At 39.1% G+C, this 15,983-nt stretch carries 18 protein-coding genes; all 18 read left to right on the plus strand.

The features are described from left to right. Positions 1-4: 4 nt before the first annotated feature. The 18 genes from ACH6EI_RS03630 to pyrH all read left to right on the plus strand — a co-directional run bounded on the left by ACH6EI_RS03630 (position 5) and on the right by pyrH (position 15,981). Complete coding sequence (locus ACH6EI_RS03630; protein WP_108674302.1) at positions 5-367, plus strand: response regulator; 363 nt, start codon at positions 5-7, stop codon at positions 365-367. 63 nt (positions 368-430) lie between these two features. Continuing rightward, a complete protein-coding gene (locus ACH6EI_RS03635; protein ID WP_108674301.1) occupies positions 431-1,072 on the plus strand; it encodes a flagellar biosynthetic protein FliO in 642 nt (213 codons plus the stop codon). Continuing rightward, positions 1,065-1,733, plus strand: a complete 669-nt coding sequence (gene fliP, locus ACH6EI_RS03640) for a flagellar type III secretion system pore protein FliP (RefSeq protein WP_028411420.1) — start codon at positions 1,065-1,067, stop codon at positions 1,731-1,733. Before ACH6EI_RS03635 ends, fliP begins: the two co-directional genes overlap by 8 nt. Before the next feature lie 10 nt (positions 1,734-1,743). Then, positions 1,744-2,013 (plus strand): flagellar biosynthesis protein FliQ, encoded by a 270-nt coding sequence (gene fliQ / locus ACH6EI_RS03645; RefSeq protein ID WP_016765390.1) that lies wholly within the window; start codon positions 1,744-1,746, stop codon positions 2,011-2,013. 2 nt (positions 2,014-2,015) lie between these two features. Then, positions 2,016-2,792: a flagellar biosynthetic protein FliR gene (gene fliR / locus ACH6EI_RS03650; protein ID WP_028411419.1), complete on the plus strand. Its 777-nt coding sequence runs from the start codon at positions 2,016-2,018 to the stop codon at positions 2,790-2,792. 2 nt (positions 2,793-2,794) lie between these two features. After that, positions 2,795-3,877: a flagellar biosynthesis protein FlhB gene (gene flhB, locus ACH6EI_RS03655; protein ID WP_033579789.1), complete on the plus strand. Its 1,083-nt coding sequence runs from the start codon at positions 2,795-2,797 to the stop codon at positions 3,875-3,877. A gap of 30 nt (positions 3,878-3,907) precedes the next feature. Beyond that, entirely contained in the window at positions 3,908-5,944 is a 2,037-nt protein-coding gene (flhA, locus tag ACH6EI_RS03660) for a flagellar biosynthesis protein FlhA (protein WP_033579790.1), read from the plus strand. Further along, positions 5,944-7,041, plus strand: coding sequence for a flagellar biosynthesis GTPase FlhF (gene flhF / locus ACH6EI_RS03665; RefSeq protein ID WP_028411416.1), 1,098 nt, complete (start codon positions 5,944-5,946; stop codon positions 7,039-7,041). Before flhA ends, flhF begins: the two co-directional genes overlap by 1 nt. Beyond that, on the plus strand, positions 7,034-7,903 hold the full coding sequence (locus tag ACH6EI_RS03670) for a MinD/ParA family protein (protein ID WP_028411415.1): 870 nt from the start codon (positions 7,034-7,036) through the stop codon (positions 7,901-7,903). Before flhF ends, ACH6EI_RS03670 begins: the two co-directional genes overlap by 8 nt. Before the next feature lie 9 nt (positions 7,904-7,912). Beyond that, positions 7,913-8,956, plus strand: a complete 1,044-nt coding sequence (locus ACH6EI_RS03675) for a protein-glutamate methylesterase/protein-glutamine glutaminase (protein WP_063248586.1) — start codon at positions 7,913-7,915, stop codon at positions 8,954-8,956. 14 nt (positions 8,957-8,970) lie between these two features. Further along, complete coding sequence (locus ACH6EI_RS03680; protein WP_224980527.1) at positions 8,971-10,950, plus strand: chemotaxis protein CheA; 1,980 nt, start codon at positions 8,971-8,973, stop codon at positions 10,948-10,950. Between the two features lie 30 nt (positions 10,951-10,980). Next, positions 10,981-11,409 carry a chemotaxis protein CheW gene (locus ACH6EI_RS03685; protein ID WP_014458457.1) on the plus strand — a complete coding sequence of 143 codons (429 nt, stop codon included), beginning with the start codon at positions 10,981-10,983 and terminating at the stop codon, positions 11,407-11,409. 50 nt (positions 11,410-11,459) lie between these two features. Next, positions 11,460-11,954 carry a chemotaxis protein CheD gene (locus ACH6EI_RS03690; RefSeq protein ID WP_028411411.1) on the plus strand — a complete coding sequence of 165 codons (495 nt, stop codon included), beginning with the start codon at positions 11,460-11,462 and terminating at the stop codon, positions 11,952-11,954. Between the two features lie 56 nt (positions 11,955-12,010). Beyond that, on the plus strand, positions 12,011-12,772 hold the full coding sequence (locus tag ACH6EI_RS03695) for a FliA/WhiG family RNA polymerase sigma factor (RefSeq protein ID WP_025750299.1): 762 nt from the start codon (positions 12,011-12,013) through the stop codon (positions 12,770-12,772). Positions 12,773-12,787: 15 nt separating this feature from the next. After that, a complete protein-coding gene (locus tag ACH6EI_RS03700) occupies positions 12,788-13,315 on the plus strand; it encodes a hypothetical protein (protein WP_108674299.1) in 528 nt (175 codons plus the stop codon). A 158-nt stretch (positions 13,316-13,473) separates the two neighbouring features. Beyond that, entirely contained in the window at positions 13,474-14,193 is a 720-nt protein-coding gene (rpsB, locus tag ACH6EI_RS03705; protein WP_013058850.1) for a 30S ribosomal protein S2, read from the plus strand. A gap of 107 nt (positions 14,194-14,300) precedes the next feature. Then, the gene (tsf, locus tag ACH6EI_RS03710; protein ID WP_013058849.1) at positions 14,301-15,182 is read left to right on the plus strand and encodes a translation elongation factor Ts; all 882 of its coding nucleotides are present in this window, start codon (positions 14,301-14,303) and stop codon (positions 15,180-15,182) included. A 76-nt stretch (positions 15,183-15,258) separates the two neighbouring features. Further along, entirely contained in the window at positions 15,259-15,981 is a 723-nt protein-coding gene (gene pyrH, locus ACH6EI_RS03715) for a UMP kinase (RefSeq protein WP_028411409.1), read from the plus strand. The last annotated feature ends 2 nt before the right edge of the window (positions 15,982-15,983 follow it).

Genomic DNA, 15,983 nt, shown 5'->3' on the forward strand with positions numbered 1-15,983 from the left:
AGAGATGGGAAACCGAATTTTAATTGTAGATGATGCTGCATTCATGCGCATGATGATTAAAGATATTTTAACGAAAAATGGATATGAAGTAGTAGCGGAAGCGGCAGATGGCCAGCAGGCTGTGGAGTTATTTAGAGAGCATGCACCAGATCTTGTCACAATGGATATTACGATGCCTGAAATGGATGGAATTACGGCCTTAAAAGAAATTAAAAACATAAAAAGTGATGCCAAGGTGATCATGTGTTCAGCGATGGGACAGCAGGCAATGGTGATTGATGCCATTCAAGCAGGGGCAAAAGATTTTATCGTTAAGCCGTTTCAAGCAGATCGTGTAGTAGAGGCAATTTCAAAAGCAATTGGATAAACAACAGATTGGCGGGACTTTCCCGCTAATCTTACACTATGTTGAAGTAAGAGGTGGCAGACATTGCTGCGAAAGTTCGTAATTGTTGCGCTGTTAATAAGCGTATTAGCAGGATCAAATAAAATCGTCTATGCAGAAAGTGGATCTGCATCGGTAAAAGAATGTTTGGAGAAAACGGAGAAGTGTTCAGAGAGTGAGAGTACTGATTCAAAAGAAAAAACTGAACTCCAGGCGACGCCTGCGCTTTCAGCTGGAGATATCGTGAAGATGATATTCGCGTTTTTACTTGTAATTGGGCTGCTTTTTGCGCTCTTAAAATTTGTAAATAAAAAAGGAAGGCTGCTACAAAAAAATAAAGTCGTACAAAACTTGGGTGGTACAAATGTTGGAAGCAGCAAGTCTGTACAAGTAGTCAAAGTTGGAAATCAGCTTTTTGTTATTGGAGTCGGTGAAAATGTGCAGCTTCTTTCAGAAATTACAGGGCAAGAGAAACAGCAGCTGCTTACGCAGTATGAGGAACAACAGAAAAACGAGGGCGAATATAAAGTCGTACTACCGTCTTTTTTAGAAAAATTCACTTCTAAAAAAGAAGAGAAATCTAGTCATTCTTTTCAGCAGCTTTTTCAGCGAGAAATGAATGAAATGAAAATAAAAAGACAAAACGCACTGAAAGAGTTAGAAAGGAACAAAAAGAACGATGAATGAAGTGATGAATCTCTTTAACTCGAGCAGTCCTACAAATATTTCAACTTCTGTCCAGCTTTTGTTGCTGCTGACGGTGTTTTCAGTAGCTCCTGGAATTTTAATCATGATGACCTGCTTTACACGAATTGTCATTGTGCTTTCATTTGTACGTACGTCGCTTGGGACACAGCAAATGCCTCCTAATCAAGTATTAGTTGGTTTATCGCTGTTTTTAACATTTTTTATTATGGCACCAACTTTTTCTCAGGTAAATGAACAGGCGCTTCAGCCGCTTTTAAAAGAAAAAATCACGTTGAATCAAGCCTATAAAAAAGCAGCTGAACCAATGAAAGAATTTATGAGTGCTCATACAAGACAAAAAGATTTAGCTCTTTTTTTAGAATATGCGGATATAGATAAACCATCCTCTGTTCAAGATATTCCCTTAACTGCACTCGTTCCAGCTTATGCGATCAGTGAGCTAAAGACGGCATTTCAAATTGGATTTATGATTTTTATTCCTTTTCTCATTATCGATATGATTATAGCAAGCGTGCTGATGTCTATGGGAATGATGATGCTTCCTCCCGTTATGATTTCGCTCCCATTTAAAATTTTACTATTTGTACTGGTTGACGGCTGGAATTTAGTTGTTAAATCATTATTAATAAGTTTTCAATAGGTGATAGACAATGAATGGAGAATTTGTCATTTCGTTAGCAGAAAAAGGCGTGTATACAATTTTAATTGTATCTGGTCCTCTATTACTGCTGGCCCTTGTAGTTGGGCTCATTATTAGTATTTTTCAAGCAACTACCCAAATTCAAGAGCAAACTCTTGCTTTTGTTCCTAAGATTGTAGCGGTCTTAGTAGGGATTGTATTTTTTGGTCCGTGGATGTTATCAAAAATGATTTCATTTACATATGAAATTTTTTCAAATCTGTATCGGTACGTAGGATAGCTATGAGTCAGTTGATCTTATCCTATCCCGCGTTTTTACTAGTACTAGTGCGGGTAACGTCTTTTTTTATCACTGTTCCGCTATTTTCATACAAAACGATTCCCGCAGTTCATAAGGTAGGTTTATCTGCCTCGCTATCCGTCATTATTGCGACAACGATTGATTTACCCGTCGTTTCGTTAGATGCACAGTTTGTACTTTTAGTAGTAAAAGAATGTGCTGTTGGGTTGTTTATTGGTTTGACTGCGTATGTATTTATTATGGCTATTCAAATCGCCGGAGGTCTCATCGATTTTCAAATTGGGTTTGCCATTGCCAATGTAATAGACCCGCAGACAGGGGCGCAAAGTCCGATACTAGGTCAATATTTATATGTATTTGCTCTTCTATTTTTATTATCGACCAATGGGCATCATTTATTAATAGATGGCATTTATAATAGTTATTTAATTATTCCGTTAGACAAAGTAGCTTTCCCTGTGGGAAGCCAAGCATTTGCTACACACATCATAACTGTTTTTTCATCGATGTTTTTAGTAGCCGTTCAAATGTCTTTGCCTTTGGTTGGTTCATTATTTTTAGTCGATATCGCGCTTGGCATCGTCGCGAGAACGGTTCCGCAGTTAAATATTTTTGTAGTTGGATTTCCGGTGAAAATCATCGTTGCTTTTATTTTACTAATTGTAGTGATGGGGAGCATGTTTTATATGATGCAAATCATATTTGAACAAATGATAGAAGCGATGCGCGCGATGATCCGCATATTAGGAGGGGTGTAGCTTTGTTTTTAGTAAAAGTTGATTTGCAATTTTTTGCAGGAGAAAAAACGGAAAAAGCTACACCTAAAAAAAAGCAGGACTCTCGAAAAAAAGGACAGGTAGCTAAAAGTCAAGACGTTACCACTGCGCTCATTCTTTTAATGGTTTTTCTTTATTTTTTGTTTGGAGCCAAACAATTTTTACAGCAAATGATGAAGCTGTTAAGAGAAGCTTTTCAAACGTATATGCTTGAGGAAGTGACGGCAGAGCGCGTATTTGCGATGTTTAAGCATCTTCTTCCTTCAATTGCTCTTGCAGCGGGTCCTGTCATGCTCGCAGCTTTTGTTGCTGCGCTCGGAGCGAATTATATGCAGGTTGGCATTCTTTTTTCCACGGAGTCCCTTCAGCCTAAGTTAGAAAAGATTAACCCTATTAGCGGAGCCAAACGAATTTTTGCCATGAGAGCGCTGGTAGAACTAATCAAGTCAACGCTGAAAATTATGTGTATCGGAGCCGTCACGTTTTTTATCTTATGGATTCACATAGAAGATGTATTAAATTTATCTCAAAAAAGTATAGGGGACTCGCTGGTTGTTCTGTCTAAGCTTGTTTTTCAAATGGGACTTGCAGCTTCGCTTATGCTTTTATTTTTATCGCTGCTTGATTATTTGTACCAAAAGTTTGATTTCGAGAAAAATATTCGAATGTCAAAGCAAGATATCAAAGATGAGCATAAAAACATTGAAGGAGATCCTCTAATCAAATCAAAAATAAAGCAAAAGCAGCGTGAAATGGCAATGTCTCGCATGATGCAAGAAGTTCCAAAAGCAGATGTCGTCATTACAAACCCTACTCATTATGCCATTGCTTTAAAATATGATGAAGAAAAAATGGATGCTCCCTATGTTGTAGCCAGCGGCGTAGATTTTATTGCTCAAAAGATCAAAGGAATTGCCAAAAGTCATGAAATTATCATGGTAGAGAACCGCCCGCTGGCAAGAGCGCTTTTTGATCAAACCAAAGTAGGGGATGCGGTTCCAGAAGAGTTTTTTAAAGCGGTGGCTGAAATATTAGCTTACGTATACCGCATTCAAAATAAAATGTAACGTTACGCTATTGTAAGGAGAGAAAAATTAATGTCTGCAAGAGAACTGCCAGTTGTTATAGGTGTTGTACTCATTATCGTTATGCTTGTTATTCCGTTGCCTTCATGGTTATTAAGTATTTTAATCATGATTAACATTTCTCTTGCGCTGCTTGTACTGCTCGTTTCCATGAATATGAAAGAACCTTTAGAGCTATCGGTGTTTCCGTCTTTGCTGCTGGTTCTTACGCTGTTTCGATTAGGTTTGAACGTATCGACAACCCGTTCAATTTTAGGAACAGGAGAAGCAGGCGGAGTAGTGGAAACATTTGGCCACTTCGTGATTGGTGGAAATCCGTTAGTGGGGTTTGTTGTCTTTATTATTTTAATTATCATTCAGTTTCTCGTTATTACAAAAGGAGCGGAGCGTGTTTCTGAAGTAGCCGCACGTTTTACCTTGGATGCGATGCCAGGGAAACAAATGAGCATTGATGCAGATTTAAATGCAGGTATGATTTCAGAAAAACAAGCAATTGACCGCCGTGAAAAAATTCAGCGCGAAGCAGATTTTTATGGAGCAATGGATGGAGCTAGTAAATTTGTCAAAGGTGATGCCATTGCAGGGATTGTCATTACCCTTATTAACATCTTGTTTGGAATTATTATCGGCATGCTGCAAATGGGAATGTCCATCACTGAAGCATCCCAAACGTTTACTTTGTTAACAGTAGGCGATGGATTAGTGAGTCAAATTCCAGCCCTCATGATTTCAACAGCGACGGGAATTATCGTCACGAGAGCTGCTTCAACAGGCAATTTGAGCGAAGATATTACACGGCAGCTGTTTGCTTTTCCCGTTATGCTTTATGTAACTGGAGGAACAATTGCCGCTCTTGGTTTAATCACGCCAATTAATGATGTCATTACAATGCCTATTGCTATTTTATTAGGTGTGGGAGGCTATTATTTGTCTCAGGCTAAAAATCAGGCGGTTCGTGAAGAAATGGCCCCTACTGAAGAAGAGCTAGAAGACAATGAAATGAAAAGTCCAGAGAGTGTTGTCAATCTATTAAGCGTTGATCCGATTGAATTTGAATTTGGGTATGCATTAATTCCGCTTGCTGATACGAATCAAGGAGGCGATTTACTCGATCGAATTGTTATGATTAGGCGCCAGCTGGCACTTGAGCTAGGATTAGTCATTCCAGTTGTTCGTATCAGAGATAACATTCAGCTTCAGCCCAACGAATACTGTCTTAAAATAAAGGGCAATGAAGTGGCGAAAGGGGAGCTGCTGCTCGATCACTACTTAGCAATCAGTCCCGGAATGGATGATGAGTTGATTGAAGGAATTGATACGTTAGAACCAGCTTTTAAAATGCCTGCGAAATGGATTAGCGAGTCGGTGAAGGAGCAGGCTGAGATGTTTGGGTATACCGTTGTGGACCCACCGTCGGTTGTGTCTACGCACATAACAGAAGTTATAAAATCGTATGCGCATGAGCTGATTGGAAGGCAGGAGACAAAGCAACTAATTGATCACACAAAAGAAACGTATCCTATTTTAATTGAGGAAGTAACGCCTAATCCGCTTTCCGTTGGAGACATTCAAAGGGTACTGGCAAAACTTTTAAAAGAGAGCGTCTCAATTCGAAATTTACCCATTATTTTTGAGGTGCTGGCCGACTACGGAAAAATGACGTCAGACACCGATTTGTTAACTGAATATGTCAGGCAAGGACTTGCAAGGCAAATTACCAGTCAATATACGGTCCAAGAAGGTCTGCTTCGAGTTCTTACCCTTTCAGGAAAAGTTGAAAAAACGATGGCGGAAGCTGTTCAACAAACGGAGCATGGGAACTATTTATCACTAGACCCTAACGTTTCACAAGCTATTGTGGAAAGTATAGCTAAGCAAATAGAAACACTTTCTTTTCAAGAACAGTCTCCAATTGTGTTATGTTCTCCTGCAGTGAGGATGTACGTGCGTCAAATCACTGAGCGGTATTTTCCTCATATGGCGGTTTTATCATATAACGAGTTAGAAGCAAATGTTGAAGTTCAAAGTGTTGGAGTGGTGGATATCTGATGAAAGTAAAAAAATATGTAGTAGAATCTATGCCGCAAGCTATGAAAGCCATTCGTTCAGATTTAGGTGAGGAAGCGGTTATTTTACATTCGAAACAAATTCGAACAGGAGGTTTTCTTGGCTTATTTACTAAGGCGAAAATAGAAGTATTGGCAGCTGTCGATCCCGTAGAAAAGCTGAGCGTAAAGAAGAACTCAGCGCCGCCAGAACCCAGTATGGAAGATAATCAATCTTTTATGAAGCAGCAGCTCAGTGAGTTAAATACTCTTGTCTCACAAATGAGTCAAATGCCAAAGGTTTCTTCAGGTTCATATCCAAAAGTAGTGGAAGATGTGCTTGCTTATTTGCGTTTGCAAGAAATAGACGAAGCTATTTTAGAAAACTTGGAGGCTCCTATGCTAGAGTACTACTACTTACATCGCCCTAACTCAAACCAACTCATGAAGTGGACGAAAAACTGGTTTACCAATCAGTTTAAAGCAAGTGAATGGAGCGGTCCTTTCAAAAAATATGTAAGTGTAGTAGGGCCAACAGGTGTCGGTAAAACAACCACTCTTGCTAAATTGGCTGCAAAGTGTGTCCTAGAACAAAATCAAAAAATAGCATTTATCACAACGGACACCTATAGAATTTCAGCGATTGAGCAGCTCAAGACGTACGCTTCGATCTTAAATGCGCCTTTAACGATTTGCTATAACGGAGAAGATTTTAAAAAAGCTTTGCTGGAAACAAAAGCATACGATGTGATTTTTATTGACACAGCAGGCCGTAACTTTTTAGAACCGCAATATGTAAATGATTTAAAGAAAATTATTACGTTTCAAGAAGATTTGCAAACGTTTCTTGTTCTAGCACTAACGTCAAAAGCATCAGATATGAAAGCTATATATGAACGTTTTGCTAGTCTCCCTGTTGATCAACTGATTTTTACGAAGCGAGATGAAACAACTCACAAAGGTTCGCTTTTAAATATGTTGTATCGTTACGGCCAACGAGCTGCTTTCACAACAAACGGGCAGGATGTACCAGAAGATGTTTCGTCATTTAAAATAGAAGAGTTTATCGACGATGTGTTTGGAGATTGGAAAGATGAATGATCAAGCAGCAGTTTTAAGAGAAAAAGTGTTAAAGAAACATCAAAACTCTTTAAGGAATTGTAAAACGATAGCCGTGTTAAGCGGAAAAGGAGGAGTTGGAAAGTCGAATCTATCATTAAACTTATCTCTTGCGCTAACGAAGCAAAAGCAAAGAGTTCTTCTTTTTGACATGGATATAGGGATGGGGAATATTGATATTTTGATTGGACAAACTGCTTCCTATACGATGGTTGATTTGCTAGAAAAAAAGCTTTCCATCCAGCAAATTATTAAAAAAGGTCCTGAAGATTTAGCTTATGTGGCTGGTGGAACGGGAATTTCCTCTGTATTTGAATGGTCTCCATCGGACCTTGCTCATTTAATACAAGAATTGAGTTCTTTGACAAATCAATACGATTACATGATTTTTGATATGGGAGCGGGCATGTCAGAGAGTGTGCTTAAGTTTTTAAAAGCTGTAGATGAAATGATCGTGGTCACAACACCCGAACCTACATCTATCACAGATGCTTACGCTGCTATTAAGCTAGCAGCTTCCTATTCTGTATCAGCACCGGTTCGTCTTATTATTAACAAAACGCTTTCTGACAAAGAAGGAAATGAGACGTATGAACGATTTAACCGAGCTGTTCAGCAGTTTTTGAACATATCTATTTCTCTATTAGGTATTGTGCCAAACGATCAAGCTGTCCAGAAAGCGGTCAATCGCCAAATGCCTTTTTTGCTTCAAAACCCAACATCTAAAGCAAGTGTATCACTAATAGAAATGGTGAATATTCTTATTCCTCAAGACAATAGGATAACGGCTAAAAACGAGGGAATGTTTATTCGGCGCCTCAAACGATTTTTTCTTGAAAGGTAGGAAATGAGAGTGAATGAAATAAAGGTGCTTATTGTAGATGATTCTGCATTTATGCGAAAGCTAATCGGCGATTTTTTAGCATGTGACAGTCGTTTTCACGTTGTGGGTACCGCACGTAACGGTGAAGAAGGGTTGAAAAAAGCGCTCGAGCTGTCGCCAGACATTGTGACACTTGATATCGAAATGCCTAAAATGAATGGCTTAGATATGTTAAAGCAGCTTATGCGTGTGAAGCCCCTTCCTGTTGTCATGTTATCGAGTACAACAATAGAAGGTGCTGAAAATACGCTGACCGCTATGCAGTACGGCGCAGTTGATTTTGTTGCTAAACCTTCGGGAGCTATTTCGCTGGACTTACATAAAGTGAAAGATGAGCTTATCTCTAAACTATTGCTTGCTAGTAAAGCCAACATATCTTCAAGCAGTCATCAGCACGTGCAAAACAGAAGTGTATATAACCTCCCGATGGGGACGAAAGTGAACAAAATGATTTGTATTGGCACTTCTACTGGAGGACCGCGTGCGCTGCAAGAAGTATTATCAACTGTTTCAAAAGACATACACGCACCTATTTTTATTGTGCAGCATATGCCTCCAAATTTCACAAAATCATTAGCGGTTAGACTAGATCAGCTAGCTGATATTGAAGTGAAAGAAGCACAAGACAATGAAATCGTGCGCTCAGGATGTGCGTACATTGCGCCTGGAGGTTTTCATATGACGGTTGTAGAGAAAGAAGGACAGCTCAGCATTTGTTTAGACACTTCTTCACCTGTAAAGGGACATCGCCCCTCAGTGGATCGTTTGTTTCAGTCGATTAGTAAAATTTCAGGTTATCAAAAACTTGCTATTGTGTTGACGGGAATGGGGGCGGATGGAACGGAAGGCATTATTGATTTAAAGAAAAATAAAGACGCGCTTATATTGGCTGAATCTAAAGAAACAGCTGTCATTTATGGGATGCCCAAATCAGCTGTTTCTACAAAGCTTGTTGATTATATTGAACCGCTGCGAAACGTTGGAAGCTTTATTTCTCGCTACGCACAGAAATAGGAGGGAAAGTTACGATGGATATGAATCAATATCTAGAAGTGTTTATTGAAGAAAGCAAGGAACATCTTCAAAACGTTAACGACCAGCTAATGCGTTTTGAAAAAAATACCGATGATCTTGGTTATGTAAATGAAATTTTTCGGTCTGCTCATACGTTAAAAGGTATGTCTGCAACAATGGGATTTGATGATTTAGCACAATTAACTCACAAAATGGAAAACGTGCTAGATGCCGTTCGAAATCATCAAATCGACGCTCACACGGAAGTTCTTGATGCTTTGTTTGAATCAGTCGATGCGCTAGAAATAATGGTTCAATCTATTTCTGAAGGGGGCGATGGTCAGCTTGATGTCAAATTGCTTGTTCAAAAGCTGCAGCGTATTGTAGCAGAGGAACCCGCAGCAGAGCATGCGGCTTCTTCTATTGAGTATGATGAGTTCGTACAAACGCTGCTCAGTCAAACAGCAGGGCAAGGATTTAATGCGTTTGAAATAACCGTACAGCTCGAACGCACCTGTCTGTTAAAAGCTGCGCGTGCATATATGGTATTTGATGTGTTAGAGCAAGCGGGAGACGTCATTAAGTCAGCGCCAACTGTTCAAGATATCGAACAAGAAAAATTTGAATCATCTTTTATCGTTATATTAGTAACAAGCGAATCGCAAGAAAAGCTGAAGGCGAGCATTATGGAGGTCTCTGAAGTAGAAAGCGTGAAAATTGCTGCGGTCCCCATAAAAAAGGAGACAGAAATGCAGGAGCTTGTTTCACAAGAAGAAGCAGCAGCTATACAGGAAGTTACTGTGTCAGCACCTTCTAAATCGCCTGTTGAAGAGAAAAGACAGCTCTCAAATAACAAGACGATTCGAGTCAATATTGACCGTTTGGACAGTCTCATGAACTTGTTTGAAGAACTAGTTATTGATAGAGGCAGGTTAGAACAAATATCAAAAGAATTGAATAATAGCGAATTAGACGAAACGGTAGAGCGGATGTCCCGTATTTCTGGAGATTTGCAAACGATTATTTTAAATATGCGTATGGTGCCTGTAGAAACCGTTTTTAATCGGTTTCCCCGTATGGTGAGACAGCTTTCAAAAGATTTAGGGAAACAAATTGAACTTCAAATTGTCGGAGCTGATACAGAGTTGGACCGGACCGTCATTGATGAAATTGGAGATCCGCTTGTTCACTTATTAAGAAATGCCGTTGACCACGGAATTGAAATGCCTCAAGCACGCTTAAAGAACGGAAAGAATGAAAAGGGAACGATTCGCCTTAAAGCTTATCATAGCGGAAATCATGTCTTTATTGATTTAGAAGATGACGGGGCGGGCATCAATCGTGAAAAGGTACTGCAAAAAGCGTTAGATCGAGGAATTATCGATGGGAAAACTGCTGAAACGCTGACGGATAAACAAGTGTACGAGCTCATTTTCGCTTCGGGCTTTTCGACGGCTGAACAAATTTCAGATGTTTCCGGACGAGGAGTAGGTCTAGATGTCGTGAAAAACACGATTGAATCGCTAGGGGGTTCTGTAACGATCGATTCTAACGAAGGATACGGTTCGCGTTTTTCTATTCAACTGCCGCTCACTCTGTCTATCATTTCTGCTTTACTCGTGCAAATGAGTGAAGAGCGCTATGCCTTACCGCTTTCTTCGATTATTGAAACAGCTATTGTTCAGCCGAAAGAGGTCATGCATGTACATGGTCAAAAGGTTATTGACTTTCGAGGAGCCATTATTCCTCTTATTGATTTAAAAGAACTATTTACTGTGCCTAACTCGGTACAAAGAGATCATTATTCCGTCGTTATTGTGAAAAAAGGAGAAAAGACCGCCGGGCTAATTGTTGATTCTTTTATCGGTCAGCAGGAAATCGTTTTAAAATCTTTAGGTCATTATCTGCCGGGTGTATTTGCTATTTCAGGAGCCACGATTTTAGGCGATGGACAAGTAGCACTTATCATTGATTGCAACGCTTTGATCAAATAACAAATGCTGTAAAAAGAAAGGGAGAAAGGCATGAAAATTATTGTGTTTCAATTGGGGGACGAGGAGTACGGAATTTCAGTAGAAGAAGTGCAATCGATTGAAAAGATTCAGCACATAACACGCGTTCCTGGAGTAAAAGAATATGTAAAAGGTGTTATTAATCTTCGCGGTGTTATTACACCGATTATTGATTTGCGCACTCGTTTTAACTTACAAGAACAGCTTAACCATGAGCTGACACGTATTATTATGGTTCGTCTTAATGATGTAGAAGCAGGTTTGATTGTGGATGCGGCAAATGATGTAGTAGACATTGATGAAAAAACGATTGCTTCAGTGCCTGAAACAGTTGAAGGAACAGCTGTAGAATACTTGAACGGAGTTGTTAAAGTAGATAGCCGTTTAATTGTTCTTCTAAATTTACCTAAAGTTCTCTCTTTAGAAGACCACCTCCAGTGAGCCAAGCGAATAATGGATATCACGCTGAAGTTTCTAGGAGTTGAAGAATCGTGAGAGATGATAAACAAGTGATTAAGGTAGGAATTGCCGAGATGAATGTTACACATGCACCCGCAGTGCTTCGAACAGCGGGATTAGGGTCATGTGTAGGAGTTGTCGTTTACGACTCTGTTCACTCAGTAGCTGGGCTCGCTCATGTAATGCTTCCCGATTCAAGCGGGGCTAAATGTCCTTTTAATAGAGCTAAATATGCAGATACAGCCATTTTTGATTTGATAAATATGTTGATTAAACAAGGTGCACATAGAAGATTATTAAAAGCAAAAATAGCAGGGGGCGCACAGATGTTTCAATTTGAACCAAGAAATGATGTGATGCGAATTGGCCTTCGAAATGTTCAAGCAGTGGAGAGAGAACTGCATAGAAACAGTGTAGAAATTGCAGCAAAAGCTACAGGAGGACACAACGGACGCACAATTGAATTTGATCCTCAAACGGCTATTTTAAAGGTTCGTACGATTAATGAAGGGATAAAAACGATATAAAGCGCGCTCTGACCGTTGACCGTTTAATAGCGCTATAAAAAGGAGTTGAAAGACCCTTGAAAAGTATACAAGAAGTTGAAGAACATAAAATTTGGCAGGAATGGATAGAGACGAGAGACTCCCATGCGGGAAACATGCTTGTTAAAAAGTATATGCCGCTTGTTAACTATCACGTTCAGCGGATTAGTGTAGGGCTGCCGAAGAATATTCATAAAGAAGAGCTTCGTAGTTTAGGATTAATCGGCCTTTACGATGCTTTGGAAAAGTTTGATTACGGTAGAGACTTAAAGTTTGATACATATGCGTCTTTTCGAATTCGAGGGGCGATAATAGACGGGCTTCGTAAAGAAGATTGGTTATCAAGAAGCGCAAGGGAAAAGACGAAAAGAATTGAGCAAGCAACAGAAGCACTTGAACAAAGATACTTGCGCAGAGTTGCACCAAGTGAGGTTGCAAAAGAAGTAGGCATGACAGAAGCAGATGTTGTTCATACAATGAATGAAGGCTTCTTAGCTAACGTTTTGTCAATGGAAGAACAGCCAAAAGAGTATGAAGATGGAGAGCAAAAATACACGATTAAAGATGAAAAAACGCTCTCTCCTGAAGAGGAGCTAATTAACGACGAACGATATCAAGAGCTCGCTGAAGTTATCGAGCAGCTAAATGAAAAAGAGCAGCTTGTTGTTTCATTATTTTATAAAGAGGAGTTGACTTTCACAGAGATCGCGCAGCTGTTAGGGCTATCCACTTCACGCATTTCTCAAATTCATTCGAAAGCGCTGTTTAAAATGCGTACGAGTTTAAGCAAAATAATTTAACAAAGAGGTAAAGTGATGGGGTTTTTACTCACAGTTAGTTTTTTAATTCATGGTCTATCACTGTTTTGCATTATTCTTTTATATATGCAAGTGACCAAAGTGAAAAGGATTGAACGCTTGCACCAGCAAAATATAAATAAAATGGAAGCTGCAATGAGTTCATATCTCGCTGAATTTCAGGAACAAAACGAGCAGTTTTTACGGCAGCTTCGTAAGCGTTCAACTTCGCTTTCTTCCGAAATGGAAGAAAGCAGCGCCAAATCACCTTTGGTAGATGAAGAAGACGTGCCTGTTCAAAGGGTGGATCTAAAAAGTGAGCCTTCCCAGTCGCTGCATGAACTTCTCTCTATAGAAGAAAATCAGAAACATATAAGCACATCTTTTGATGAATTAACTACAGACCAAATTCAAGATTTGTCAGGTGAAGAGATAAAAGAATTTTCCGTTTATTTAAAGGGAAAAGGTTTAACAATTGAAGAAATTGCAAAACATTTACACAGAGGGAAAACTGAAATTGAATTATTATTGAAATTTCATCAATAAACTTAATGAAACGCTTGCTTGTGAAAAAGGAGTATGCTATATTAGTTTTTGGTGTTATTACACACGCTTGTTGATTCGGTTGATGGTGCTACTTTTTGTAGTTTCGGCTGAAGATGATATAAGCGGAGGAGACTTAAAACCATTAGGAGGAAAAACACATGTCAGTAATTTCAATGAAACAATTACTAGAAGCTGGTGTACATTTCGGTCACCAAACTCGCCGTTGGAACCCAAAAATGAAGAAATATATCTTCACTGAGCGTAACGGCATCTACATTATCGATCTTCAAAAAACAGTTAAGAAAGTAGAAGAAGCGTACAAATTCGTTAAAGAATTAGCTGCAGACGGCGGTACTGTTTTATTCGTAGGTACGAAAAAACAAGCTCAAGATTCTGTTAAAGAAGAAGCAGCTCGCGCTGGTATGTACTTTGTTAACCAACGTTGGTTAGGTGGTACATTAACTAACTTCTCAACTATCCAAAAACGTATCAAACGTTTAAAAGATATCGAAAAAATGCAAGAAGACGGTACTTTCGAAGTACTACCTAAGAAAGAAGTAGTTCAACTTAAAAAAGAGTTAGAGCGTCTTGAAAAATTCTTAGGCGGCATTAAAGATATGAAACAACTTCCAGATGCATTATTCATCATTGACCCTCGTAAAGAGCGTATTGCAGTAGCGGAAGCTAAAAAATTACACATTCCAATCGTTGGTATCGTAGACACTAACTGTGATCCAGACGAAATTGATTATGTAATCCCTGCAAACGATGATGCAATTCGTGCTGTTAAACTTTTAACTTCTAAAGTTGCTGATGCTATTCTAGAAGCTAAACAAGGTGAAGAAACAGCAGTTGAAACTGAAACAACTACTGCTTAATTCCGTGAAAGGTGATAAGAGGGAATAGCCTTTTATCACCTTTTTTTGAAAAGATTTAACCCATTTATATACATTAATTACATACCCAAACAAGGAGGCTACACATTATGGCAATTACTGCTCAAATGGTAAAAGAACTACGTGAAAAAACAGGCGCTGGTATGATGGATTGTAAAAAAGCGTTAACTGAAACTAACGGTGATATGGAGCAAGCAATCGATTTCTTACGTGAAAAAGGTATTGCAAAAGCTGCTAAAAAATCAGACCGTATTGCTGCTGAAGGTCTAACTTACATCGAAACTCAAGGTAACGAAGCTGTTATCTTAGAAGTTAACTCTGAAACTGATTTCGTTGCGAAAAATGAAGGTTTCCAAAAATTAACAAAAGAATTAGCTGCTCACATCTTAGCTAACAAACCAGCTGACGCTGCTGAAGCTGCTACTCAAAAAATGGAAAACGGTGCAACTGTTGAAGAACACATCAACTCTGCAATCGCTACAATCGGAGAAAAATTATCTCTACGTCGTTTCGCTGTAGCAACAAAAACTGATGCTGATGCATTCGGTGCTTACCTACATGCTGGCGGACGTATCGGTGTGTTAACAGTATTATCTGGTACAACTGAAGAAGCTGTTGCAAAAGACGTTGCTATGCACATCGCTGCAATCAACCCTAAATACATCTCTCGTGACCAAGTTTCTGCTGAAGAAACTGAGCGTGAGCGCGAAGTATTGACTCAACAAGCATTAAACGAAGGCAAACCAGAAAAAATCGTTGCAAAAATGGTTGAAGGTCGCCTTGGCAAATTCTTCGAAGATATTTGCTTACTAGATCAAACATTTGTTAAAAATCCTGATCAAAAAGTACGTCAGTTCGTTGAGAGCAAAGGCGCTACTGTTGAAAGCTTCGTTCGTTTTGAAGTAGGAGAAGGTATTGAGAAACGTCAAGACAACTTCGCTGAAGAAGTAATGAACCAAGTTAAAAAGTAAGGGTTTGACCGTATAGGGAACACTGTGTGTTCCCTTTTTTACAAAAGAGATCTCACCGTTAACGATGGAGGTAAGCATGAGTCAAGCAAAATATAATCGTATCGTATTAAAGTTAAGTGGAGAAGCATTAGCTGGTGAAGATGGTTTTGGTATTAACCCATCCATCATCAAATCTGTTGCTGAACAAGTAAAAGCCGTTTATGAATTAGGTGTGGAAATTGCTGTAGTCGTTGGTGGTGGAAACATTTGGCGTGGTAAAATTGGTAGTGAAATGGGTATGGATCGTGCAGCTGCTGATTATATGGGAATGCTAGCAACAGTAATGAACTCGCTGGCTCTTCAAGATAGCTTAGAGAACATTGGTGTGCAAACACGAGTTCAGACTTCTATCGAGATGAGACAAGTAGCAGAGCCTTATATTAGAAGAAAAGCTGTTCGACATCTTGAGAAAAAACGCGTTGTTATTTTCGCTGCGGGTACAGGAAACCCTTATTTCTCTACAGATACAACAGCAGCTTTGCGTGCAGCTGAAATCGAAGCTGACGTTATCTTAATGGCTAAAAACAACGTAGATGGCGTTTATAATGCAGATCCTAAGCTTGTACCTGATGCTGTAAAATATGAAACATTAACATATATTGATGTTTTAAAAGATGGACTAGCTGTTATGGATTCTACAGCTTCTTCATTATGTATGGACAACGATATTCCGCTAATTGTTTTCTCAATTACGGAAGAAGGCAATATTAAACGTGCCGTTACAGGCGAAAACATTGGAACAATTGTAAAGGGGAAATAAAC

Source organism: Priestia sp. JSM ZJ58, assembly GCF_044383985.1.
In the GTDB taxonomy this organism is placed as follows: Bacteria; Bacillota; Bacilli; order Bacillales; family Bacillaceae_H; genus Priestia; species Priestia zanthoxyli.